Origin of the sequence: Candidatus Sysuiplasma acidicola (genome assembly GCA_019721035.1) — an archaeon.
Lineage (GTDB): Archaea > Thermoplasmatota > Thermoplasmata > Sysuiplasmatales > Sysuiplasmataceae > Sysuiplasma > Sysuiplasma acidicola.
Window position 1 is genome coordinate 101,703 of record JAHEAA010000003.1, and the last position, 23,289, is coordinate 124,991.

Consider the following 23,289-nt stretch of genomic DNA (forward strand, 5'->3'; position numbering starts at 1 on the left):
GCTCAGCCTTTGTCTGCGACTGCAGCCGCGAACGAATGAAATTCGTTCCTGATTCCACGCACATCTTCCAACGTGCCGCCCACCGCATCGTTGTTCATCAGCAGAATCGAAACGAGTCTCCTGTCGACATCCATCCAGACGGAAGTTCCGGTATGCCCTGTGTGGCCAAATACCACACCGCGTTCGATGGGATATCCTCCATCGTCCTTTGTGCGCAGCATCAGGCCAAGGCCGTACGGCATGCCGAATATGTCTGAGACCGGTCTGATCATCTTTTTCAAACTCGACTGTCTCAGCAATACTCCAGTTCCCTCAACACAGTCGGACAGAACCGTAGAGGCAAACGTCGCAAGGTCGCCGAGGGTTGAGAACAGCCCTGCGTGACCTGCAACGCCATCCATCCTGGCAACAACCTCGTTGTGCGTTTCGCATATCAGATCCCTCTTCCTGATGTGCGAATAACCTGTGGGGGCGCAGCATCCGCTCCTGTCAGGATTGTAAAGCGTGGAATGGAGTTCGAGCGGCTCCGTTATCCTCTCTCTTATCAACTCATCCTCCCTCTTCCCGTGAATCGTCTCAACAATCTCGCCAAGGAGCATAAAACCGAGGTCGCTGTATACAGGAACGCACCGCTTCCCGACATCTACGTAGTTGAGGACTCTCAGCACGGATGCCCTCGATGCGCATCGCTTCATCGAATTTCTCAGCGCGGGTAGTCCTGACGTGTGTGACATCAGCTCGAAGACCGTCGATTTTCGGAGTCCTTCACCACTCAGGCCCGGAACGATGTCGCCAGCGGCGTCATCAAGGCTGAGGAGTCCCTCCTCACACGATTGCATGACAATAATCGACGTGAATATCTTGGTTATGGATGCAATATCGAAGAGGCAATCACGCGTCACCCTCCTCCTCGTTTTTCCCCCTGTCGTCGTATATCCTGTGCACCCCTCAAACAGCATTTTGCCCTCTCTCCAAGCTCCGGCAGCCGCGCACGTATGTGTCCTGCCCGTACCCTTCCTCAGCAATTCGGAGAGCCTGCTATCCGGGTTGCGCCTGTCATCAGGCTGCACAGCTGTCACTTTATTCGTAACTACTCTCCTGGCCATCTGAGCGGTTCACTCTCCGCGTCTTCAGCATAAGCAAGTATGTACTGCCCCTTTGCCCGCGTCTTCGCTATGCGGGTTGTTTCGAATCCAGGTATCGACGGAACTCTTTTTTTCATGACGAGGGCGTCACCGTGATATTCTATAAGCACGCAACCCGCCAATTCCACATCGCTTTTTGCACCGTTGAAGTGCAAAGGCGCCTTCCACACGTCCGGATGCATGTCGCTGCGGAAGCGGAACGATAGCGTCTTCAGCAACTTCGCTCTGACGAGCACTGAGAGTCCTTTAGGTTCCCCTTCTGAAGTAAAACTCCACGATACAGTCTGTCTCTTTGTCGCATAGAGATCTCCGCCGTACTTCACAGTCCTGAAATTGAACGTTCTGAACCTCATCTGCGCCGCATTATGAAAATCTACCGATCCGGAAAAGAGTCTCTTTCCCTCTGTGCTCAATCCCGTGATCTCAAGAACTGCTTCCAGTTCCGCCGTCCTTTTTATCCGCAGGTTATAGCCGTCATGAAACGTCCTCCTGCCCCTTTCAGTCAACAATCGGTTGAATGTCAGCGGCTCTGCCGAATAGACAAGTACCTTGTGCGGAACGGCAACTGAATACGAAGGATTCCTTACCTTGATGTAATCTCCCTCTCGTGAAAAGAGGCATTGAAATCCCGGCCTTGTAACCCATACGGGAGAGGACCATGCCCTGTGTCCGTCCTTCTGCAGCACCCTTAGGTAATACCACGTGACACCCCTTCCTGGAACGTCGTTTATTGTTGCACGGAAGGTCTTTGAGCCGGGTTCCCACTTTCCGGCGAAACCGTTGTTTCTGACGACTTCGACGCTCTTTATGCTGGCAGTCCCTCTAACGCTCACCATCAGTTCGACCTTCTCATCGCTCCCGATGGTGAACTCGGAACCCATAGGCATTCCATTGACCGTGAAAGCAATCTCTATCCTGGCACCGGTCGTCGCGTAACATCTTCTTTCGGTGACGGCTCTGAAAACACTATCTCTTGTGAGCCGTTCTGCAAGCACTGCAGTGAGTCCCCTGGTGTTTGCGGTCTTGTCCGAAATGAACTCTGCTATGTCTCTCCCCACCCTGCTTCTTCCTAGAATGAGTCCCTCGATGACATTCCTTTTCCTTCTTGGTCCGAAATAGGTGTCGCCAGGATGCCCGTCATGACTGTCGCCTCCGCCGATGAATCCTAGCCTGTAGCCACGGTTCAGGGCATCTCTGACGTATCTGTCCGGCAGAACGTCCGAGATGCCGTGATCTATATCGGTCTCCGGCGATTCGAAATTTCCCCACAGCGAAGTAATCTCCGTAACCGGTTGAAACGCAGGGTTGTGATAATTCCAGTCGTACGGCATCTGACTCACACCCACGTGGTGCGGCACAGTTATGACGCGTCCCTCCATGCCTTCAAGTAGATGCCAGAGCTTCGAAGGCGGCATCCAGTCCTGCGGTTCCGAGGATGCCCAGAGGGCAGTCTTGTCCATGGGTCCGATATTTCTTCCCGACTGTCTGCATTTGATCAGCGGGCCCGAATCATCTATGAAGTAGAGATTCTGGTGACCGTATTTCGCCGAAGTCCATTCAAACCCGGGCACTGTGACAAAAGCATTCGGCTCATTGGCCTCGTTGGACGCTGTGACTATCCCGTTCCAATCCTCCTGCGTTAAGTTGAGGTCGTGGTCAGTGAGTGTGGCAAAGTCGAGTCCTGCGCTGTATCTCGCGTTCCTGTAGTAGACTTCAGGTTTGCATGAGGGAAAGTCCGTGTCCTTCCAGTAGCACTCGGAGAAACCGGAATGCCCGTGCGGATCTCCCCAGTAGATGTTGTATGCCGCCATGTTATCTGATTACGGTCACAACACACATCTACATTATTTGATCGCAGACTGAGGCTTGTCTTTCAGTTGCCGATCATCGGTCAATCACTGTCTCCTGTCCGCACGCATGTGCATTCAGATTTTCACGGGCTGGCGTCCACGTGCGCGTACCGCGCCAGCGAGAACGCCCACAGATGCGAGAAGTGCATCGTGCCTGTAACTGTACGCCGCAATGTAAGGTATTTCGCGAATAAATGCCGCCTCGTACGGCGTGCCTGTGCCCACGACCGCCACTCTTCCTCTCATACCTGATGCCAGCTTCCTGGCAAACAGCATTTGCGGCGGTGTGTCGTTCAGCACATGACCGGACAGTGCATCGTTCGCAAATACAATCACCGCATCTCCTTCTCTTGCTGCCGCCGCAATACGGTCTACCTCTCCAGCAATGCTATACTTCCCGATACCTCTCGGCAGTTGCAGACTCATGCCAGGACGAAGACCCCATTCGTTCAGTGCAGGAGTGACCGGGCTCTGATTCCTGCGTGCCTGTTTTTCCTCCAGGAATCTGTTTCTGCTGAAGAAAACAGTATGCACCTTTCCTGCTCCGGGAGCAGGAAGGCGGAAATCCTGCAGACTGTTGATTTCCGTCACTGTTGAAAATGTTGCTTCCACCGTCACATGTTTTCGTACCGCTATCGACCAAGGTGCCGCCTTACCGCCAATGCCTGCGAGTGTTCTCCTCAATTCGGTAAATCTAGCGAGACTTCTGGCAATTCTGCTGCGTTTCACGCCGCCTGACAAGAGAGATGCCCTCAGGCCGTTATACAGTTCGATGTATCTTTCCGGCACGGCGCATTCGAGCACGTCCACGCCCGCTTCAACGGCCATCACTGCAGCCTTCTCCATGTTGAAATTGTCTGCGACTGCCGCCATTGACAGCGAATCTGTCAGTATCAGTCCGTCATAATTCATCCTGTCGCGCAACAGGTCTGTGACAACTTTCCTCGAGAGGGAGGCCGGAACGGGAAGGCCGTTATTCTCAATGCGCGGAAAATGTATGTGTGAAATCATAATGGAGTCGGCATTGTTCTTTATTGCGGCACGATATGGCAGAAGATCTATTTTTTTCAGTTCCTGTATGCCTTTGTCTATTTCAGGCAGCGTGAGGTGCGAGTCGGACTTGCTGGCACCATGGCCCGGAAAATGTTTGACGCATGAGAGAACGCCCGCATCCCTGAGTCCTTCCATCGCATAGACTGTGTGCCTTGAGACGTGCTCAGGATCATCTCCAAACGATCTGACGCCGATGATGGGATTCGTAGGTTCTGTGTTGACATCGGCAGTCGGTGCAAGATTCCATTGTATGCCGCACGAACGGAGCTCTTCCCCCATGGCCCTGTATGAGGCGTATGTGGATTCCCTGCTGTCGCATGCACCCAGCGCCATATTGCCGGGGCTGTTGGCAATGTCGTCAATCCTGCTGATCCATCCACCTTCCTGTGTTATGCCGATCAGGGGCGCATGGTCCTGCGGAATCCCGACGTTGCTGCAAATAACTTTCACTCTCTTCACAAACGCTTTAATGTCGCGGGAACTGGAAACGTTCGCCCCTTGAATCACGATACTTCCGGGTCTAATCTCTTCAATCAGTTTCTCCCACCTGGCTGTGTTGTCCTGCGGCAACGATATCTGGAAAAGCTGGCCCATGTTCTCTTCTAAATCGAAACGTTTCATGTTTCTTCTCAACAGCCGTGCAAGTATGTCAAAGAAAGCATAATGCTTGCGATTACTGCCGCGGGAAAGTCTTATTAGATATAGTCAATTCAGGCCAGTTGAACGAAATGAGCAATGAGAAAAAACTGTTTCTGGCCGGAATAGACGGTATGTCGCCCAAAATAATGGAACGCTTTCTTTCCGAAGGAAGGATGCCCAACATTGCCAGGCTGATTTCAAACGGAGTGTATTCAAAGGCTGTTTCCAGCCTTCCGGTCTTCACGCCCACAAACTGGGCAACCATTTCCACCGGTGCCACCTCCGGAACACACGGTGTTTTTCTGTGGGGCTCGCATTCCGCCGGTGAGAGTCTGGAGGAGGACCATTTCGACGAGTGCATGACGTCAACTGTATGCAAGGCGGAATATCTCTGGGAAACTGCCCGGAGGCATGGCAGGAAATCCGTCCTGCTCAACTATATCGGATATCCTTCAGATCAGGATGGAATTTATCACGTCGACTGGTTTTACGGACCGAACAGAGATTATTTCGGGCTCGCTACATCCTGTGTATACAACATACCGGTGAAAGTCAAGGGTAAGGATTCAAAATGGGAAAAGTGGACCGAGCCGTGGAACCAGGACGGCTCTGTGTCCATAGATATTCCGTTCAGGAACAATCACGGAAAATACACCTTCCGCCTGAAAAAGCCCGCAGGAGTATCGGTTGAGTCCTGCGTACGCGCAACACTGGAGTACGAGGGTGGAAAGGTTGAGTTCAATGAAGGCGAATGGACGGACTGGCTGCGCATAAAGTGCGGTGACGGCAATGCAACAGTGAGATGGAAGATTCTCCGCCGAGGTGCTTCGAATGATGGCATTTCCATGCGTATTTACAGAAGCAGCATGTACCTGGATACCGATTTCTGCTCGCCGGCGGAAGTGGGGCTGGAACTGTCCTCAAGTATAGGTCCATATATCAACGATGATATTGGCAAACTGTATGTTGCCGGCCTCGTAGATCGTGAAACATTCCTTGATGAGGCAAGGTACAAGATCCGCTGGATAGCGAGATGCTTCGAATTCATGGGCGACCGCTACGAGGCGTCTCTCTTTTTCCTTCACTGGCATTACGTTGATACGCTGCAGCATTCGTATCTCGGCTTTGCCGACAGTACGGGTGGAGACTATGAGGGGGGAGAGAGCGAGATGCACGCGATCGAAATGCTTCGTGAAGGTTACGCACTGGCGGACGAGCTCGTAGGCAAGCTCATGGATATTGCCGACGAAGAGGATGCATTCCTCGTCGTGTCTGATCACGGAAACATACCAAACCACCACCGTGTCTCACTTTACAATCTCTTCATGGAAAAAGGATGGACAAAGATTGATGTGGTGGACGGTGTCCCCAGGGTCGATATACCATCTTCAAGAGTTTTCGTAAATCTGTCTCATGTTTATCTGAACGTTAGGGGAAGGGATCCGGAAGGGGTTGTGGAACCAGCGGAATACAACAGCTTCAGGGAGGAGGTCAGATCGGCTATTCTGTCAATCAGGGATCCGGACAACGGTCTTTCCCCTTTCGCCTCTGTGCTGCGTAGAGAGGAAGCCGACGTCGCAGGCCTGTGGGGCAAAGGAATCGGAGACATAGTGCTTGTGTTCGACAGAGGTTACGTCTGGAGCGGAAGTGAAGTCGCCTCGCTGGGAGAGAAGAGAATCGTTTGGAAAACAGGCGGCGCGAATCATGGTCCTCAGCCCCCGACTGCTGAGACAGAGTTTTCGTCGAATTTCGCAACATTTGTGGCTTCGGCGCCGGGATTGAAGAAAGGGTACGGCAGGAAGCACGCCATCTCTCTGACTGATGTCGTTCCTATTGCATGCAAGCTGCTCGACATGGAAACGACCGCACAGTGTGAGGGTGCTGTCCCCAAGGACATGTTTGAAGGCGGGGCAGCCAGGCTCAGTCATACCACGGCTAAAGCAAAGTATCCCGTGCGGACCAGGGTCATAGTGGCGCCGAAGGGCTTCAAGGGCGACGTGACGGACGAAGACTGACTGGTGTATCTGCCCTCATTCATCCTGCTTTGCCGCGGCCATGATAGTCTGTGTCGAATATCCGGTAGATGTTGAAGCGTAGCTCTGCAGCGGTCCCCAGATGGTGTTGTCCACTGCGCCGAGTCTCCACATCGCTACTTGATGTATTCCGAGGCTTGAGAGGTAATCCAGCCTCAGCTGCATTGCATGGCTATTGACGTAATAATACTCGTACGCGGTTCCGACTTCACCAGGATACACAATCCTGTAGTACGGTTCGCCATAGAATGCGCCGAAGTGCTTGGTCACATTCGCATGCTGCAGCAGCGCGTCGTGGACTATCGACTTCACTTGTCCGAACATGTGCGCCTTTATCGTCTTGACTATGCTGAACGGGAACTGAGCAGTCGTGCTGGTGTTGACAATGAAGCCAAACCCGTAATCCGGCAGCGCAACAGAGAGCTTGTTCAGCGGTATGTGTGTTATCGAATAGTTCACGACCTGCTCGAAATCGCCTATCGAGAAATAATCCATCACTATGAGTTTCGATACGCCTGTTCCGGCAATCGCACTCCAGTTGTATGCACCGCCGTACGAGGTTGGCGAAAAATGCTGGAGGACCGCGCTTCCCGGCAGATCAACCGACAGTGAAAGGCCGGACTTTTCCAGCGCGGAAGAGAAGTTGGCAATAAAACCCGTCAATGCAATCGAGTCCTTGTAGTATGGAACTTCAAAGTCCATGTTGTATCCAGCGTAGCTCCTGCTCACTGCCGTCTGCAGAGCATCGCTTATGAATTTCGACTGCACCGTGGTGTTTGTGAAGAGTTTATGCATCGCAGCCTTGTTGGACGAAACGATCATCGGATAGACGGGTAGACCGAATTTCTCGGCGAGCTTTTTTGGCGACACGAGGCCGGCTCTGGAAAATGAATAGTTTGTAGGACCGAGATAGTATTGCTCATATGAGAGTGATGTGAACTGTTCGTGGTGCCTCACAATCATGTTCGTTGAATTGTTGTAAGCTCCGCAGAACTGACAAACCCACGGCATGAAGTTAAACGATGCGCGGGTTCCTGCGTTTCCGTTCGCAGTCTGCTGTTGCCCGGAAGCCGAAACAAGCGCCGGAGACAACAGCAGCACGGAGACTGCGACAATAATTGCTATGCTGTGTTTCCTGTTATGCATGTGTCAATCACTTTTTGGCACGATACTCATTCTCATATTTGAGAATGGAGGTCAGGCGATGTGTCAGTTCAGCAGTCTGCCCAGGAAATCGAAATGTGGCGGTGTCTCCATCCTGTCATGCGCCTGCAGCGAGTCGATCATGCGCCGCATTGTCAGTTCAAGGTCGTCTCCAACATTTCTTGTGTTCTCGTCCGCGTTCGGCAGCAGGTTGTTCTTCTCGGCAGCATCCTCTGTGAGGTTGTAGAGTTCCGGACGTCTGTGGTCGACGATGCTCCTGCGATCCGCCGATGACATTCTTTCTGTTATGTCGCACGCAAGGTACCTCGTAGCCTCCTCCTCAAGATATGTGATATACTTCCAGTTGCCGTCCGTTACCGACCATGACTTTCTGAAATAGCCACTCAGTACGTAATCTCTCAGCTTATCCTTCTCTCCGCTCAGTAGCGGGAGCATGCTCTCGCCATGTGTAGGGGGCAGAGCCTCTCCTCCGTGTTTCATCTTTTCATGTATGTTGAAGAAATCCAGCACAGTCGGCATGATATCACACGTCTGGACCATTCCCCTGACGCTTCTGCCGTCCATCGCTCCCTCCGGATGGTGAATGAGCATCGGTATCCGGATTAGTTCCTCATACGGCCACGGCCTCGCCTTCATAACCATTCCGTGCTCTCCGAGCGGTTCACCATGGTCAGATAGCCATATGACCATCGTATCAGACATCAGTCCTTTCTTTTCGACAGCATCGAACACTTTTCCTATCCATTTGTCTACCAGAGTAATTTCGCCCGCATAGAGGGAGGAGACGCGTTTCAGTTCCTCTTCGGTGAGATAGCCGTCGACCGGTCCGTATACAGGAGATATCACGTCCGCCACGCCCTTCGTCTTCCCGTACATACTCCAGTATGGCTCAGGGGGATCCCACGGTTCATGCGGATCGAAGCTGTCAACCCAGAGGAAAAAATCGCCATTGTCCGATTTTTCATCAATCCATTCCACGGTCTTGCCGGCTACCTGTGCGACGAAATGGTTGCTCTCGTCCTGCCAGTCGTAGCGTGATATGTTTCTGAAATACTGTTCAAGCCTTCTGCCGTGCGTAGGGTCGGATTTATGCTCCTTGTCGAATCTGCTTAAGTCAGGTATCTTCACATCACCCGTCTCAAACAAATCCGACTCCTGGCCCCTTACCCACTGCACTTCATCAAAGCCTCTGTCGAATCCCATGCCGGGTTTGTGCATGTGGTATGTGTCGGCTATCAGTGCAGTTCTGATACCCTTGCCCCACAGCGTTTCGGCCAGAAGCACATCCTGCCTTTCGAGTCCCTGCCATCCCCTGAAAGGCAGCGTGTAACGACCGGTGAACAGTGCAGTCCTCACGGGGATGGTCGCAAGTCCTTCCGGATACGCATGTGTAACTTTCATTGATGTACGGCTGAATCTGTCGAAATTATCAGTCTTTATCCATCTGTTTCCATAGCAGGATACGAAATCTGCCCTGAGGCTGTCAGTGACTATTACAATGGTATTCATTTGCCGGCACCTGTGCAGTATTGCGCAAGCATGGCACGGTAATAATTGTAACGATTAAAACCGCTGGCTGATACGCAGACATCAATCCTCGTCGGTTACAGTGAAACTTCTCGATACGCCGCCCGGCATTGGGTTCCGCAGTATGGATATCAACGTTGCAATTACAAGCAGGATCGCTGAAATTTCAAACGCAAAGCCCTGGCCAGTGAGATACTCACCTGCCAGTCTGGCTGGCAGCCTCCCGACTATATCGCCGACAAACAGGTGGTAGACATATGCTGCCGGAATGACGCTAGTTGCCGCCACCAGTGAGAGAGCAAAACTCAGCACCATGCCAGTGCTTCTGAACGTGTTCATTATGCCGGATGCAACGCCGTACTTGTTGCCCGGCGTCGCAGACATTATTGCGCTTGTGTTTGCCGGCCAGAAGAGTCCTCCTCCGACGCCGTACAGTCCCTCCACGATTGCAACGAAGAGAAGAGGCGTCGTAAGGCTCAGCCTGCTCAGTATGATCAGAACAATTGCCTGCACTGCGAGACCGGATGATGCCACGACCCTCGATCCTATCCTGTCGGTGAGCACACCTGCGAAGGGACCCACAATCGATGTCATGACGGCCATCGGTATGATGAGGTATGCCGCAGTGAGAATCGGAAGTCCGTCTATTCCCTCGAAATAGAACAGCAGCAGGAAGTTGGCGCTGAAAACCGCTATCGACTGAAGTATTGCGCTTATGATCGAGAAAGTGAACACCCTGTTTCTGAACATGCCAAAATCGACGATAGGATCATTGCTGTATTTCGCTTCCCAAATGCCGAATAATGCGAAAAACAGCGGTGAAGACATCAGTGCGGTTATCGCAACAGGATCCGTCCACCCGTGAAGAAGGCCCCAGGTTATGCCGAACAGGAGAGCTATCAGGCCGAGTGTGAACAGAACGGCAGCCTGAATATCGAATGTCTCAACTTTCCTGCTTCCGGTTTCCTTTGACTCCTTCAATGTCCTGTATGCCCACAGTGTTCCGAATATGCCTATCGGCACATTGATGAAGAATATCAGTCTCCATGTTGTAAAAGCGATTATCACACCGCCCAGGACGATGCCCAGGACGGAGCCTGAACCCCAGACTATTGAGTTGAGACCGAACGCCCTTCCCCTCTCAGACGGGGGAAAAGCCTCCGAAACTATCGCGAACGAATTGGCTATGAGCATCGCAGCTCCTATGCCCTGAACGGCGCGGAAGAGTACAAGCTCGGTTCCGGTAAGCGCGGCACCGGAAAGCCCTGAACCAATTGTGAAGACAACGAAACCGAGGTTGTACATCTTCTTCCTGCCGTATATGTCGGCAATCCTTCCCAGACTCAGGACAAGCGCAGTGCTCATCAGTATGTACGCTATGATCACCCATACTATGGTGACGAAATTCGACTTCAGGCTGGTCGCTATGGGAAAAAGGGCGAGTATGACGATCGTGCTGTCAACCGCCGACATCGCTACACCTATTGAAGTGACGGAGAGAGCTTTCCACTTGTAGTCCATGCAGCCGCTCTCTAGATCGTTCTTGTATATAGCGCTCCCGAAATTTGCTGCCGCATGCAGTGCCCGTTCAGGCTCTGCTGCTGAGATGCACCGGCATCAAAGAAGCATTTTTAACGGCAAACACCGTCATGACGTATCGCGAGAAAATGAAAACCAAGTTTGTTTACACCGGCATCAGGGTCAGCAATCTGGAAAAGTCAATCGATTTCTACACCAAAATTCTGGGAATGCACGTGAAGAGCAGGCAGAAAATCAAGGAGGCGAGTGGCGAGGTTGTTTCGATGGCCTGCAGCCCCGAGGGACCGGAGCTGGAACTGAATTACTATGACAGGGGGAGCATGTTCGATGCACCGTATACTGTGGGTGAGGGTCTGGATCATCTCGCATTTTCGGTGGATGATCTGGACGCCGCTGTCGAGGAGTGCGCGAAGGCAGGGCATCCCGTCGTGCAGGAAATCAGAACTGAGAGAAGCAGATGGGTTTATGTCAGGGATCCGGACGGAAACTACATCGAATTGTTCGTCTCTTCGTCATGACAGAGCGCAGTGCCAATTCGTTCATTAAACCGCCGCGCAGCAAAGCCGGGTGCGCAAAGCTGCCGTTTTTCAGTCTGTTTTACGCTTCATCTGCGGAAAGAGGATTACCTCCTTTATTGATTCCACATTGGCGAACACCATGCATATCCTGTCTATGCCCAGGCCAAGGCCGCCGGTCGGCGGAAGCCCGTACTCCATTGCCGTGATATAATCGGCATCGTACGGATGCGCTTCCTCGTTTCCTCTCTCCCGTGCCTTCTTCTGGCTTTCGAAATTTTCCTTCTGCTGAATGGGATCGTTGAGTTCGGAAAACGCGTTTCCAAACTCGAAGCCGCAGACAAAGGGCTCGAAACGTTCTGCGAATCTCGTATCGCCCCTCTTCCTCTTGGCCAGCGGGCTGATTTCGGCAGGATGGTCGAAAACAATGGTAGGCTGCACTATATGTTCCTGAACGCGCTGGTCAAACAGCTCCGCTATGAGCTCTCCCGCGCTCATCTCATCCTTGATGTTCTCGAGCTTCAGTTTCTTTGCGACCTTCATCAGTTCTTCCCTGTCACCGAAGTCGACGTCAATCTCGCCCACGTTTCTTATGGCGTCGACCATTGACATCCTTTTCCACGGCGCTCTGAAATCCAGATGCTGATCACGGTAGTTCAGCTCATATGAGCCGGTAGCCTCATGCAGAGCGTAGCTCACCATGTTCTCTGTCAATTCCATCATGTCTCTGTAATCTGAAAATGCTTCGTACAGCTCCAGCATTGTGAACTCAGGGTTGTGCGTCGTGTCCATATCCTCATTCCTGAAGTCCTTTCCAATCTCGTACACCTTTTCCATTCCGCCGACTATGAGCCTCTTCAGGTATAGCTCGGTCGCTATCCTCAGATAGAAATCCTGCTCCAGAAAGTTGTAGTGTGTTGAAAACGGTCTGGCAAGTGCACCCCCGGGCACCGGTGTAAGCACCGGTGTCTCGACTTCAATAAAATCCCTTTCGTCCAGCCAGCCGCGCATCGCGCTGACAATCCTGCTTCGCATGATGAATATCTTCTGCACATCCTCGTTCACTGCCAAATCCACGTAGCGCATCCTGTACCGCGATTCGACATCTCTCAGTCCGTGGAACTTCTCCGGAAGGGGCCTGAGTGATTTTGCCAGCTGCGTGAATGATGAAACGTCTATAGTGATTTCGCCGCGTCTGGTCTTGAATGCATGGCCCTCGACGCCGATTATGTCGCCCGCATCGGTGTCCTTGAATGACGAATACGCTTCAACTCCGAGTTTGTCCTGTCGTCCGTATATCTGAACCGTGCCGGACCTGTCCCTCAGATTCATGAAGCACGACTTGCCGTGATCCCGGACAGACATTATGCGACCGGCCACACTGACTGTTTCGGCCGACGGTTCGTGTCCTGCATCTGCAAATTTTTCCTTTATTTCATCGGCCGTGTGCGTCCTCTTGAACGAGTACGCGAACGCTTCCACTCCATTCTCTGTCAGCTTCCTGAGTTTCTCGCGACGGATCTCGATGAGTCTGTTTATTTCCTCTTCAGTGCGCTGTTCTCCGTCTTCTGACATTGTGCTTCATCCCGGCCGTCGCGCTTCTGCGCGCAGACGACGACACAGGAAAACGCTCATTGAATAAGCTTTTTGTCGAAAGCGGCGCGCAGTTAAGGCTGAGAAGAGATCCTGACAATCAGCTCTCGAGCACGGTCTTCAGCTTCTGGTATTCGTCCGGCGTAATCTCTCCTTTCACGAGTCTCATCTTCAGTTCGGCGAGCGGATCCTGTTTCTGCGCTCCTCCTCCGTCTATGATTACGTGCCTCGCCTGTTCTGCGGCCCCAGCTATCTTCTGATTGACCGCCTGAACAAGCTGCTGCGTGGTCTGTCGCAGCTTCTTCCAGAAAGTCCATATCTCATTGACACCCATGCCTGTTATTACAATCCTGTCTTCAACAACGCCCTGCTGAAACTCGATGGAATTGATCTTGTCCCATGTGAACTGTCTGCTCTCGAAGGATATGAGTCCAGTCGACAGAAGGAAGAGTCTCTGACTCGTTATGACCAGCCAAGGATGGCCAACCTGTTCCCCTCTTGTAGTCTGCATGCCGCGCATACCGCCCATACTGCCAACCGCCATACTTCCTTCAACATGCGATCCGGCGATGCCCCTCAGAGCCATCTCTATTTTCTCGCCGGGAAGGAGCATGGGCTGAAACTTTTCCATGATCTTCTGCGGCAGTTCTGTGAACTTGGCTTCCGGCTCATCCGATCCGCTGTTGCTTCCGAATAATGGCATATTAATCACAATTTTCTCCTGAATGTGAGTAGATGGGCCATGGGATTTATGAACTGTTCGCCAACAATATCAGTTCTGTTTTCATTGAGGAGATGAGGGAATCACCTGAGCCAATGCATATGAACCGAAGAGAGTTAAATGCCTGGGCGAGAAGGAGAACGTCGTGAACGTCATAGTGTCGATGGGTATTATGGACAGGATACTCCGTCTCTCTACTTTGTATATTCAGCCCATAGGTGGCTCCGGTTTCATGATTGCCTCGAGGGGAATGGGTCTCAACAGACTTGGCGGTACAAACAATTTTCAGGGACTGGATCCGGACGAAGCACCTGAGATTCAGCAGTTAGTTTTACATCCGCGCGATTTAGGGAAGAAGGAAACAGGCAGAATACTTTAGATGGAAAAGTGCGATTGAATGTTTTCCTTGAAGCATGAAATAAATTCGATTCCATACGAAAGGCTTATTAGTGCGTCCATCTTGGGCAGAAGAAGAAAGAGGAATAATTACATGGCAAAAATCCCCGTGTATGGTTTACTTCACCCTGAGATGGTGTAGTACAGAGCTGTTTTTTGCACGCAACCGCGGGTCTGGAATCGGGGGTGCCTTATCTGTCTGCTGAGTACAGACTGCGTATTGCGATTCCGGGAAGAGGCCGACTGAGAGAGGGCGCAGAAAAACTGCTCTCCGTAGTGGGCATAGATCTTCCGCCTCCCGGCGACAGGACACTCGTCTCCGAAGATGAACGTTCCCGTTACCAGCTGCAATCGGTCAGAGCCAAAGATATCATCGGACTGGTGAAGTCCGGCTCCGCAGACATTGGAATAACGGGACGGGACCTTGTCATGGAATATGGTGACGGCGCGGTCAGCGAGCTGATGGAGCTCGATTTTGGAAAGTGCTCTCTCTGCATCGCTGTCCCCGAGAACTCTTCCGCAACTGACGCTACAGAGCTCTCCGACGGTATCAGAGTCGCGACAATGTTTCCCAATATCACAGGAAGATTTTTTGAGAAAATTGGCAGGAAGGTGCAGCTTGTAACAGTCTCGGGCACGACAGAAGCTGCTCCGATGATAGGCATTGCCGATGCCATATCTGATATTGTCGAAACGGGTGCAACGCTCCGTAGCAACGGTCTCAGATCTCTCTGTGTGGTGGCTGAATCAACAGCCGTCGTGATAGCAGGCGCCGGGGCGCTTGAGAAGAGAAGGGAGGAAATCGACGAATTCCTCTGCCTCCTCAGGAGTGTCCAGGATGCCAGATCGAAGAGATATCTGATGGTCAACGTCCCATCGCACTCGGAGGTTGCCGTCAGGCGGCTTCTCAAGGGCATGGAGGGACCGACATTCATGCGCATTTCCGGAAGAGATGATTTCTTTGCGCTTCATTCAGTCGTGGAATCCAGTGAAATAAACACGCTGATACCCGGACTCAAGGCACTTGGATGCACAGGCATACTCGTTTCAAGGATAGAGAGGCTGGTTCCGTGAACGCGGGTCTGTTCGTGTGCAACAGCGCCAGGGATTGTGCGTCGGCAGCCGCCGCTCTGAGAAAGCGGCACGCATCCACGAATGACATCGATGCTGTCGTCGAACGCATTCTTGAGATGGTGCGCACGGAAGGGGATCGCGCGCTCCTGCAGCTGACAGAGGAACTCGACGGCGTAAGGCTGGAAACGCTGATGATCGACGGCTATGAGATAAAGGCACTGTCTTCTGATGTCGACGGCGACATTCTGGATGCAATGAGGATTGCGGCGTCGAATATAGGGCGCTTCCACTCCGGTGGTCTCCCTGCGGGACACATGCTTGAGTTTGACGGATCGCGTGTGGAACGCGAATATGTACCGCTCAGGCGCGTGGGCATCTACGTTCCAGGTGGAAACTTTGCATATCCTTCGACAGTGCTAATGGCAGCCATTCCGGCCAGGATCGCCGGTGTCGGAGAAATAGTGCTCTTCACTCCGCCTGACAGGAGCGGCAGGCGCCTGCGTTATGTGGCCGCAGCCTGCCTGCTGTCTGGCATCGAAAAAATATACACCGTCGGTGGAGCCCAGGCGGTGGCAGCCATGGCGTTCGGCACCGAGAGCATACGGAAGGTGGACAAGATTGTCGGTCCCGGTAATTCCTATGTTGCACGCGCCAAAGCGATCGTTGCTTCTCTCGGCCTCACCGGCATAGATTCAATTGCAGGTCCGACAGAGATACTCGTGCTGGCAGACAGAACGGCAATCGGGGATGAAGAGATAGTTGCCTCAGAGCTGATTGCACAGATGGAACACGGCTCGGGTGCGTGCGGCGTTCTGTGCAGCGACAGCGAAGAACTCATAGCTGCAGTCACCGAACGGATGAACGCCAGACTGGCCCGCGCGGGAATGCCCGCTTCGTCAGCGATGGAGCACTACAGCACTGTTCTGGCTGCATCCCCGGAATACATGGAGCAGTTTGCGGAAGAGTACGCGCCCGAGCACCTGTTCGCGGTGGGCGAAGTGGCTGAGAATATCGGCAACAGGGTGAGAAATGCAGGATCCGTATTCATAGGCAGATACTCTTCCGTCGCGTTCGGCGATTACATCACCGGGACAAATCACATACTTCCGACGATGGGGACGGCCCGTTTCTCCTCTCCCCTCCAGGTGACCGATTTCATGAAGGTGGTAGAACGGCAGAGGATCAGCAGCATCACGGCGGAGAAACTCTCCGCATACGGCTCAACGCTAGCTAAATCGGAAGGGCTGTCCGCACATGCGGCGGCCATGGAATTGAGAGGCCGTTCCAGTGGAGTAACGGGTAAGGATGTGCAATGAACCCGAAGGTGAAACCGGAATCGATGGCGAGGGAAGAGATTGTCTCCGCTGAAGAATATCTTTATGTTTATCCGCGCGGCGAAAATTCGGTAAAGATGAATGACAACACCAGTCCGTATGGGCCCTGCCCGGGTGTCAGGAAACTGCTCGAGGGAAGGGCATCAGATATGATAGGCGGACTTCAGGAATGCGCTTATTATCCAGATCAGACTGCAGAAAAACTGAGGAATGCGATAGCATCGCTCAACGGTGTTACGCCTGAACAGGTGGTCGTGGGCTGCGGAGCAGACGAGATACTGGATATGCTGACGAGAGTGTTCATAAACAGGGGAGACAGGGCAGTTGTCCCCGTTCCTGCATACTGGATGTACAACCGTTTTGCCTCGCTCAACGGGGCGGAAATCGTAAGCCCGTTCATGGGAAAGCCGCCGTCGCTGGAAGGTTTCGATCCAGGCCAGGGCAAGATGCTTCTCATTTCGAGTCCCAACAATCCTGCGGGTAACGTCCTGGGCAGCGAGAATATAGCCTCTCTTGCCTCTTCGTTCGACGGCATCGTTGTCGTAGACGAAGCTTACGCGGAGTATGCGGACACAACCGTTGCGCCGCTCGTCAACGAATTCGGCAACCTTGTCGTGGTGAGGACATTCTCGAAGATATACGGCCTGCCTAATTTCAGGATCGGTTATTCGATTTCCGGTGATACCACTGCATCGCTCCTGAGGAGGATCAAGAATCCGTTCAACGTGACGTCCGTGTCCCAGAGCGTTGCGCTTGAAGCACTGGCCGATCAGCACTTTGTCAGGAACATAAGGGAGAGGAATGCAGTCGAGAGAGAATATCTGAGAAGCGAAATGGAAAGGCTCGGACTTACTGTCTATCCTTCTGCGGCTAATTTCCTGCTCGCAGAGTTCAATGGAAAACGCGATGCGGTTTGCGATATGCTGCAGTCGAATGGCATATTCACCCGGAAGATAGAGCAGCCGGGATACGGCGACTGCCTTCGTATAACGGTGAGGACCAGGAAAGAGAATGACATCTTTCTGAAAGAGCTCAAAGAAATCATGGCTGGTGCTCTATGAAGATTTCCATTGCCAGTTACGGCGTGGGCAACATGCACAGCATCACAAAGGCTGTGGAGCGGACTGGCGCTGAAGCGGCCATAGCCAGAACGCCTGCCGAACTCTTCGGATCGGACGGCATCATACTCCCCGGCGTCGGCTCATTTTCTGCCGGTTCAAGATGGTTCGAAGGGAGCAGAGCAGAGACGGTGGAACTCATAAAAGACAAACCAGTTCTAGGCATATGCCTGGGATGTCAGCTGCTGCTGGAACACAGCGATGAGGGAGGTGGCGCAGGACTCGGTATCATTCCGGGAAGTGTTAAGAAACTTCAGGCACGCAAGGTGCCTAACATGGGTTGGGAACCGGTGTCGCACACCGTTGACAGCATACTTTTTAAGGACATTCCGGACGGCGAACCGTTCTATTTCGTGCATTCGTACGTACCGGTCCCTTCTGACGTATGCGATACAGTTGGAACGACCACGATGAAGGACGGGGCGGACACAGTCACGTTCACCAGTGCGATAGCGCGGGGGAAGAGTTTCGGTGTGCAGTTTCACCCTGAAAAGAGTTCTGTGCAGGGACTGAAGCTGCTGTCAAATTTCGTCGAGCATGTGAGGAGCGTGCGGTGATGCAGGTCATTCCTTCAATAGATCTGCGCAGGGGAAATGCCGTGAAACTCGTCGGCGGCAGGAAGGGTTCCGCCGTGTTTGAAAGTCCCTCTCCCGTGAGTTTGCTCGAGCGGTGGGAATCACAGGGTGCGCGCCGCATACATGTCGTGGATCTCGACAGCGCATTTGGACAGCCCTCCTGCGCTAACAGGGATGCGCTCGCTGCTATACTCTCAGGCGCTACGGCGAAAATTCAGGTCGGAGGAGGAGTGAGGAGTGAGCGGGACATCGCACGCTACCTGGACATGGGTGCGGATGCGGTGATGGTTTCCACAATCATATTCTCGGACAGGGAGAAATTCGAACGGATGAGTGCCTCCTTCCCCGGCAGGATTATTGCATCCATTGATTACGAAGGCGAACGGGTGAAGGTTTCGGGATGGACTGAGGAGCGTGACACGCGTCCTGAGGAGGCAGCGGCAGCATGCGATGCCCTGCCGCTGCACTCCATTGTGATAACCGATGTGTCCAGGGAGGGAAGACTAGCAGGGGTCGACGTCACTATGGTGAAGGCGGTACGAAACACCGTGCGCCACCCGCTGAATGTTGCCGGCGGTATTTCGAGTCTCGGTGACATCGAGCTGCTCGGCGCATGCGGCGTCGACGGAGCCATACTGGGAAGGATGCTGTATGACGGCCGGGCATCGCTCCCGGAGCTGATTGAGAAATTTGAGAAATTTGAGAACATGGAGAACAGAAGGTAAGGGAGTGATTGCTGATGAAGCAGAGAGTTCACAGTGTGAGAAGGGAGACAAAGGAAACGCAGATAGTGCTGTCGCTGAACGCCGACGGCAGGGGTATATGTGAGTTCGACTCGGAGGGTTTGCAGATGGTAGGTCATATGGTCAATACGCTCGCGCGTTACTCCTCATTCGATATCTCGGTGAAGGCCAAGGGCGACATGGTACACCACACCAGTGAAGACGTGGCCATCTGCCTGGGCATTGCCATGAAGAAATGTATCGACGACTGGCCGGTGAAGAGAATGGGATATGCAGTTGTCCCCATGGACGATGCACTTGTCCAGGTTGCCGTCGACCTTTCGGGCAGGAGTTATTTTTCGTCAGATGAACTGGCATGGCCGTTCGAACATTTCCTCTCGAGCTTTGCATCCAATGCGGCGATAAATCTTCACGTGGTTGTTGTCAGGGGTAAGGACGAGCATCACGTTGTGGAAGCGGCTTTCAAGGCGCTCGGTCTGTCCCTGCGCCAGGCAATGGAGAGAAGGGACGGGGAGGTCTCGGCCAAGGGATCTGTTCTGCTGGAGGTGGATGACGGATGAAACGGATCATACCGTGCCTCGACATACTCGGCGATGGCGTAGTGAAGGGAGTGAAATTTAAAAACCTGAGGAACGCAGGCGATCCGGTGGAACTCTCTGCCAGGTACGAGCAGGAGGGGGCGGACGAAATTGCATGGCTTGACATCGGCGCAACCAACGCATCGAGGGAGACGATGTTCGGCAGGCTCAGTGACACGGCTTCCGTCCTGTTCATACCGTTGACCGCGGGAGGGGGTCTCAGGTCGCTCGAAGACGTCTCGCGGGCGCTTGGCAGCGGAGCAGACAAGATATCGCTCAACACGGCGGCGGTGAGAAACCCGGAGCTGATAAGGGGCGTAAGCGAAGAGTTCGGAAGTCAGTGTGTGGTCGTTTCAATAGATGCGGCGTGGAACACTATGTCGCAGCGTTATGAAGTTTACACAAACTCTGGCACGCTTGCAACGGGCATGGACGCGGTCGAGTGGTCGCGCAGGGTGCAGGAGCTCGGTGCCGGCGAAATACTGCTCACGAGCAGAGACGCAGACGGAACCGGGAAAGGATACGACGAGAGGCTGGTGTCCGCAGTAGCTTCCTCAGTAACTGTGCCTGTCATCGCATCCGGCGGATGCGGCACGACTGATGATTTCATCAATGTGCTCGGAAGGTGCGGCGCGGACGCAGCGCTTGCCGCATCCGTTTTCCACTTCGGCACGCTGAGCATTGCCGAAGTGAAGGGAGCGCTGCTGTCACACGGCATAGCTGTCAGGAACACGGGAGGTGCCGGAGCTGGATGAACTCAGGCCGCTCATTGTGCAGGACGCGCTGGACGGCACCGTTCTGATGCTCGGCTACACCAGCGCCGAATCCATTCTGAAGACGAAAGAGACGGGATATGTGCACTTCTGGAGCAGGAGCAGGCAGAAGCTGTGGATGAAGGGCGAAACGTCCGGAAACAGACTCAAACTCGTCGAACTCAGGGAGGATTGCGACGGCGACACGCTGCTCGCCAGGGTTTATGTCGAGGGACCGGGGAAGGTGTGTCACACGGGAAAGCGGAGCTGTTTCTTCGAAGACGGAACGGAATGGAAAGGAAGCGCGCTTGCGATCCCCCTGCTGCTCGAAAGACTTTTCGACGAAAGGATGGTCGACAGCTCCGCTGATTCTTATGTCTTTCGCACCCTTTCGAAAAGGGACGAACCGCTCAAGAAGGTCGGTGAGGAAGCAGCCGAGTTCATACTGAGTGCAAAGGACGGAAAGACTGCACAGACTGTCGACGAGGCCGCCGACCTGCTCTTCCATTTCCTGCTTGCGCTGAAGTACACGGGTATGAGCTACACCGAAGTGCTGGAAAAACTCAGAGCGAGACACGTCGAAAACGATGGCAAACATTGACATGCTTTTTGCATGCCAGCGCACGCAGGCATTGCGCTAACCTTCCCTCAGGTTTTAATATTATTCCGCCATAGCCTAACTATGCCGACAAAAACCGAGGGGAAAGTACCCTATGCTATTCCCATTGCGTTCTTTGTGGTCGTGCAACTGGCATCATCCGCGTATCTGCTTGCCATGGACAAATATCTCTACACCTACGCGATCGTGCACTGGTACGGACTCCTTGTGTTCGCAGTGATTGATGCACTTCTGCTCATCGTCCTGCTTGCGAGGAAAGCGGCGCCGGCCGCAATGGCGCTGGCGGTATGGTCAGTCATCGGCGTGATAGCCATTCTCGGAGATGCCGCTTCCGGCCTTGCTCTCAGCCAGTTTCACGGGACAGCAGCAGAGGGTTTTGATTACCTGTTCGGATTTGGCAAACTGGACGGCTCCGTTTTCGGCACATCCGTGGCAGTGACAGTGCTGCTGATATTCCAGCTGCTCAATGCAGTCACGTGCTACCTCGCGAAGCGTAAAATGCATGCCTGAGCACAGGCACGGCGAGTAGCGTTTGTCATGCACGAAGCATCTTCAGCATATGCTCTGCGTCCTGTGTGTTTCCCACATCCAGCTTTTCCAGCCATCCGCGTCTGGCCATCGCCACCGCGTAACGCATGTTGGAGAGTGAAGAGTGATGGTGGGCATCGCTGTCAAGCATGAAACCGCAGCCATGTTTCTTTGCCTCTATTATGAGCGAATCGTTCAGATCCAGTCTCTCCGGCGAACCGTCCACTTCGAGAAACACGTCGTTGTCCGCCGCCGCGCCGAAAACGGCGTCGGCATCGAACGATATCGCCTCCCGCTTGCCTATCTGTCTCGCCGTGGGGTGTCCGAAAATAGTGAGATGCGGATTTGACATTGCAGTCAGCAGTCTCTCTGTCATCTCCTTCTTCTCCATGTTGAATCTGGAATGGATGGAGCCGACGACAAAGTCGAGCCTGCTCAGCACGTCGTTGTCATAATCCAGTCTGCCGTCCGGCAGTATGTCCACCTCGCTTCCGACCAGCACCTTCGTTCTAAAACTGTGCGAATCGTTGAGCGCGTGTATGCGCTCAATCTGCCTGTCCATTCTCTCCACCGGCAGTCCGTTTGCCACCTTCTCGCTTTTAGAGTGATCGGTGATGCCAATGTATTGGTAACCGCGCTTTTCTGCTGCAGCCACCATTTCCTCCAGCGTGCTGCTGCCATCGCTCCAGTCCGTGTGGCAGTGCATATCGCCCCTGATGTCCCCTTCCTCGACCAGGACGGGAAGCCTGTTTGCCGAAGCGGCTTCAATCTCACCCCTCGCTTCCCTCAGCTCCGGCTGAATGTATTGCAGCGAAAGCGCCGTATATATCTCCTCCTCGCTCCTTCCGGCCACCGCCGTGCCCCCTTCCCTACTGAACAATCCGTACTCATTCAGTTTGTATCCGCGGTCAATGGATATCGTTCTGAGTATGACATTGTGATCTTTCGATCCTGTGAAATACATCAGTGCCGCGCCGAAACTCTCACCCGGCACGACTCTGAGGTCAACCTGGATGCCGTTTTTCAGGACGGCACTGGATTTTGTATCTCCCTTCGAGAGGACGGTGCGCACCTCGGGCATTGAAACAAATGCGTCCATTATACGCTCCGGCGCGGACGACGATGCAATAATGTCGATGTCTCCGACAGTCTCGCGCCTCCTCCTCAGCGAACCTGCGGGCAGAATGCGTTCAGCATGATTTTCGAGATGCCCGATGAGCAATGAAGCCACTTCATCGGCTTCCGCCAGAAGGAATCTGCCGCCGCTGGAACGGTAAAACTCTATGCTCTGCAGTATCTTCTCCTCGGTCTTCTCCCCGAAACCCTTGATAACCCGCACCCTGTGTTCCCTGCATGCCTTCTCCAGTTCGTCTATGCTCGTCACCCTGAGCTCAGCGAAAAGCCTTCCCGCAGTCTTTGGTCCCACATCCTGCAGCTTAAGCATATCCAGCAGTCCGTGGGGTATGCTCTTCCTCAGGTTTTCCAGATACTCGAGCCTGCCTGTTGTAGTAAATTCCTTTATCTTTGCTGTTATCGCCTCGCCGACGCCTGCAAGCTCCGACACGCTTCCCTCCGCGATGTACGCGGATATTGGTTTGGGCAGCGCTTCGATTGTTCTCGAAGCCCTCCTGTAAGCGAGGGGCCTGAACCTGTCCGAACCTGTGATTTCCAGTATGTCGGCGATTTCATTCAGCATATCGACGACTTGGCCGTTAGCCGGATCCATCCTTCACCTGCCTGAGGCAATAATGCACTCCCCATCTTCAATGATGACGGTAAGTTGTGGCTGTCTG

General features: G+C 53.3%; 21 protein-coding genes. 12 read left to right on the top strand and 9 right to left on the bottom strand.

What is annotated here, in order from left to right; genetic code table 11:
• Positions 1–2: 2 nt before the first annotated feature.
• From KIS30_02265 to KIS30_02275, 3 genes are all read right to left on the bottom strand, one after another.
• Positions 3–1,106, bottom strand: a complete 1,104-nt coding sequence (locus tag KIS30_02265) for a beta-lactamase family protein (protein MBX8645571.1) — start codon at positions 1,104–1,106, stop codon at positions 3–5.
• Positions 1,091–2,956, bottom strand: coding sequence for a CehA/McbA family metallohydrolase (locus tag KIS30_02270; protein MBX8645572.1), 1,866 nt, complete (start codon positions 2,954–2,956; stop codon positions 1,091–1,093). Before KIS30_02270 ends, KIS30_02265 begins: the two co-directional genes overlap by 16 nt.
• A gap of 114 nt (positions 2,957–3,070) precedes the next feature.
• Complete coding sequence (locus tag KIS30_02275) at positions 3,071–4,681, bottom strand: hypothetical protein (GenBank protein ID MBX8645573.1); 1,611 nt, start codon at positions 4,679–4,681, stop codon at positions 3,071–3,073.
• 86 nt (positions 4,682–4,767) lie between these two features.
• On the opposite strand from KIS30_02275, the gene KIS30_02280 reads away from it, so the two are divergent.
• Complete coding sequence (locus KIS30_02280; GenBank protein ID MBX8645574.1) at positions 4,768–6,702, top strand: alkaline phosphatase family protein; 1,935 nt, start codon at positions 4,768–4,770, stop codon at positions 6,700–6,702.
• Positions 6,703–6,717: 15 nt separating this feature from the next.
• Here the strand turns inward: KIS30_02280 and KIS30_02285 are convergent, their stop codons facing one another.
• The 3 genes from KIS30_02285 to KIS30_02295 form a co-directional block, all read right to left on the bottom strand.
• Complete coding sequence (locus tag KIS30_02285) at positions 6,718–7,866, bottom strand: hypothetical protein (protein MBX8645575.1); 1,149 nt, start codon at positions 7,864–7,866, stop codon at positions 6,718–6,720.
• Between the two features lie 63 nt (positions 7,867–7,929).
• Positions 7,930–9,393 (bottom strand): sulfatase, encoded by a 1,464-nt coding sequence (locus tag KIS30_02290; GenBank protein MBX8645576.1) that lies wholly within the window; start codon positions 9,391–9,393, stop codon positions 7,930–7,932.
• An 81-nt stretch (positions 9,394–9,474) separates the two neighbouring features.
• Positions 9,475–10,932 (bottom strand): MFS transporter, encoded by a 1,458-nt coding sequence (locus tag KIS30_02295; protein MBX8645577.1) that lies wholly within the window; start codon positions 10,930–10,932, stop codon positions 9,475–9,477.
• 128 nt (positions 10,933–11,060) lie between these two features.
• On the opposite strand from KIS30_02295, the gene KIS30_02300 reads away from it, so the two are divergent.
• Positions 11,061–11,468: a VOC family protein gene (locus KIS30_02300; GenBank protein MBX8645578.1), complete on the top strand. Its 408-nt coding sequence runs from the start codon at positions 11,061–11,063 to the stop codon at positions 11,466–11,468.
• A 69-nt stretch (positions 11,469–11,537) separates the two neighbouring features.
• On the opposite strand, the gene lysS is transcribed toward KIS30_02300, so the two are convergent.
• Positions 11,538–13,040, bottom strand: coding sequence for a lysine--tRNA ligase (lysS, locus tag KIS30_02305; GenBank protein MBX8645579.1), 1,503 nt, complete (start codon positions 13,038–13,040; stop codon positions 11,538–11,540).
• 118 nt (positions 13,041–13,158) lie between these two features.
• Positions 13,159–13,761, bottom strand: coding sequence for an SHOCT domain-containing protein (locus tag KIS30_02310; GenBank protein ID MBX8645580.1), 603 nt, complete (start codon positions 13,759–13,761; stop codon positions 13,159–13,161).
• A gap of 163 nt (positions 13,762–13,924) precedes the next feature.
• On the opposite strand from KIS30_02310, the gene KIS30_02315 reads away from it, so the two are divergent.
• The 10 genes from KIS30_02315 to KIS30_02360 all read left to right on the top strand — a co-directional run bounded on the left by KIS30_02315 (position 13,925) and on the right by KIS30_02360 (position 21,478).
• Entirely contained in the window at positions 13,925–14,158 is a 234-nt protein-coding gene (locus tag KIS30_02315; protein ID MBX8645581.1) for a hypothetical protein, read from the top strand.
• 173 nt (positions 14,159–14,331) lie between these two features.
• The gene (locus KIS30_02320) at positions 14,332–15,249 is read left to right on the top strand and encodes an ATP phosphoribosyltransferase (protein ID MBX8645582.1); all 918 of its coding nucleotides are present in this window, start codon (positions 14,332–14,334) and stop codon (positions 15,247–15,249) included.
• Complete coding sequence (gene hisD, locus KIS30_02325) at positions 15,204–16,565, top strand: histidinol dehydrogenase (GenBank protein ID MBX8645583.1); 1,362 nt, start codon at positions 15,204–15,206, stop codon at positions 16,563–16,565. Before KIS30_02320 ends, hisD begins: the two co-directional genes overlap by 46 nt.
• Positions 16,562–17,644 (top strand): histidinol-phosphate transaminase, encoded by a 1,083-nt coding sequence (hisC, locus tag KIS30_02330; GenBank protein ID MBX8645584.1) that lies wholly within the window; start codon positions 16,562–16,564, stop codon positions 17,642–17,644. The genes hisD and hisC overlap by 4 nt, the downstream gene beginning before the upstream one ends.
• A complete protein-coding gene (hisH, locus tag KIS30_02335; protein MBX8645585.1) occupies positions 17,641–18,258 on the top strand; it encodes an imidazole glycerol phosphate synthase subunit HisH in 618 nt (205 codons plus the stop codon). Before hisC ends, hisH begins: the two co-directional genes overlap by 4 nt.
• Entirely contained in the window at positions 18,258–19,001 is a 744-nt protein-coding gene (locus KIS30_02340) for a 1-(5-phosphoribosyl)-5-[(5-phosphoribosylamino)methylideneamino] imidazole-4-carboxamide isomerase (GenBank protein MBX8645586.1), read from the top strand. Before hisH ends, KIS30_02340 begins: the two co-directional genes overlap by 1 nt.
• 14 nt (positions 19,002–19,015) lie before the next feature.
• Positions 19,016–19,579 carry an imidazoleglycerol-phosphate dehydratase gene (locus KIS30_02345; GenBank protein MBX8645587.1) on the top strand — a complete coding sequence of 188 codons (564 nt, stop codon included), beginning with the start codon at positions 19,016–19,018 and terminating at the stop codon, positions 19,577–19,579.
• A complete protein-coding gene (gene hisF / locus KIS30_02350) occupies positions 19,576–20,352 on the top strand; it encodes an imidazole glycerol phosphate synthase subunit HisF (GenBank protein MBX8645588.1) in 777 nt (258 codons plus the stop codon). Before KIS30_02345 ends, hisF begins: the two co-directional genes overlap by 4 nt.
• On the top strand, positions 20,336–20,950 hold the full coding sequence (locus tag KIS30_02355) for a bifunctional phosphoribosyl-AMP cyclohydrolase/phosphoribosyl-ATP diphosphatase HisIE (protein ID MBX8645589.1): 615 nt from the start codon (positions 20,336–20,338) through the stop codon (positions 20,948–20,950). The genes hisF and KIS30_02355 overlap by 17 nt, the downstream gene beginning before the upstream one ends.
• A gap of 81 nt (positions 20,951–21,031) precedes the next feature.
• A complete protein-coding gene (locus tag KIS30_02360; GenBank protein MBX8645590.1) occupies positions 21,032–21,478 on the top strand; it encodes a hypothetical protein in 447 nt (148 codons plus the stop codon).
• 25 nt (positions 21,479–21,503) lie between these two features.
• Here KIS30_02360 and polX read toward each other — a convergent pair whose 3' ends face one another.
• On the bottom strand, positions 21,504–23,222 hold the full coding sequence (polX, locus tag KIS30_02365) for a DNA polymerase/3'-5' exonuclease PolX (GenBank protein MBX8645591.1): 1,719 nt from the start codon (positions 23,220–23,222) through the stop codon (positions 21,504–21,506).
• Between the last annotated feature and the right edge of the window lie 67 nt (positions 23,223–23,289).

Excerpts from the sequence above, each read along its gene's own strand:
- KIS30_02265 (MBX8645571.1), bottom strand. The coding sequence starts at position 1,106 with ATGGCCAGGAGAGTAGTTACGAATAAAGTGACAGCTGTGCAGCCTGAT.
- KIS30_02270 (MBX8645572.1), bottom strand. The coding sequence starts at position 2,956 with ATGGCGGCATACAACATCTACTGGGGAGATCCGCACGGGCATTCCGGT.
- KIS30_02285 (MBX8645575.1), bottom strand. The coding sequence starts at position 7,866 with ATGCATAACAGGAAACACAGCATAGCAATTATTGTCGCAGTCTCCGTG.
- KIS30_02290 (MBX8645576.1), bottom strand. The coding sequence starts at position 9,393 with ATGAATACCATTGTAATAGTCACTGACAGCCTCAGGGCAGATTTCGTA.
- KIS30_02295 (MBX8645577.1), bottom strand. The coding sequence starts at position 10,932 with ATGGACTACAAGTGGAAAGCTCTCTCCGTCACTTCAATAGGTGTAGCG.
- KIS30_02300 (MBX8645578.1), top strand. The coding sequence starts at position 11,061 with ATGACGTATCGCGAGAAAATGAAAACCAAGTTTGTTTACACCGGCATC.
- lysS (MBX8645579.1), bottom strand. The coding sequence starts at position 13,040 with ATGTCAGAAGACGGAGAACAGCGCACTGAAGAGGAAATAAACAGACTC.
- KIS30_02310 (MBX8645580.1), bottom strand. The coding sequence starts at position 13,761 with ATGCCATTATTCGGAAGCAACAGCGGATCGGATGAGCCGGAAGCCAAG.
- hisD (MBX8645583.1), top strand. The coding sequence starts at position 15,204 with ATGCACAGGCATACTCGTTTCAAGGATAGAGAGGCTGGTTCCGTGAAC.
- hisC (MBX8645584.1), top strand. The coding sequence starts at position 16,562 with ATGAACCCGAAGGTGAAACCGGAATCGATGGCGAGGGAAGAGATTGTC.
- hisH (MBX8645585.1), top strand. The coding sequence starts at position 17,641 with ATGAAGATTTCCATTGCCAGTTACGGCGTGGGCAACATGCACAGCATC.
- KIS30_02340 (MBX8645586.1), top strand. The coding sequence starts at position 18,258 with ATGCAGGTCATTCCTTCAATAGATCTGCGCAGGGGAAATGCCGTGAAA.
- KIS30_02345 (MBX8645587.1), top strand. The coding sequence starts at position 19,016 with ATGAAGCAGAGAGTTCACAGTGTGAGAAGGGAGACAAAGGAAACGCAG.
- hisF (MBX8645588.1), top strand. The coding sequence starts at position 19,576 with ATGAAACGGATCATACCGTGCCTCGACATACTCGGCGATGGCGTAGTG.
- KIS30_02360 (MBX8645590.1), top strand. The coding sequence starts at position 21,032 with ATGCCGACAAAAACCGAGGGGAAAGTACCCTATGCTATTCCCATTGCG.
- polX (MBX8645591.1), bottom strand. The coding sequence starts at position 23,222 with ATGGATCCGGCTAACGGCCAAGTCGTCGATATGCTGAATGAAATCGCC.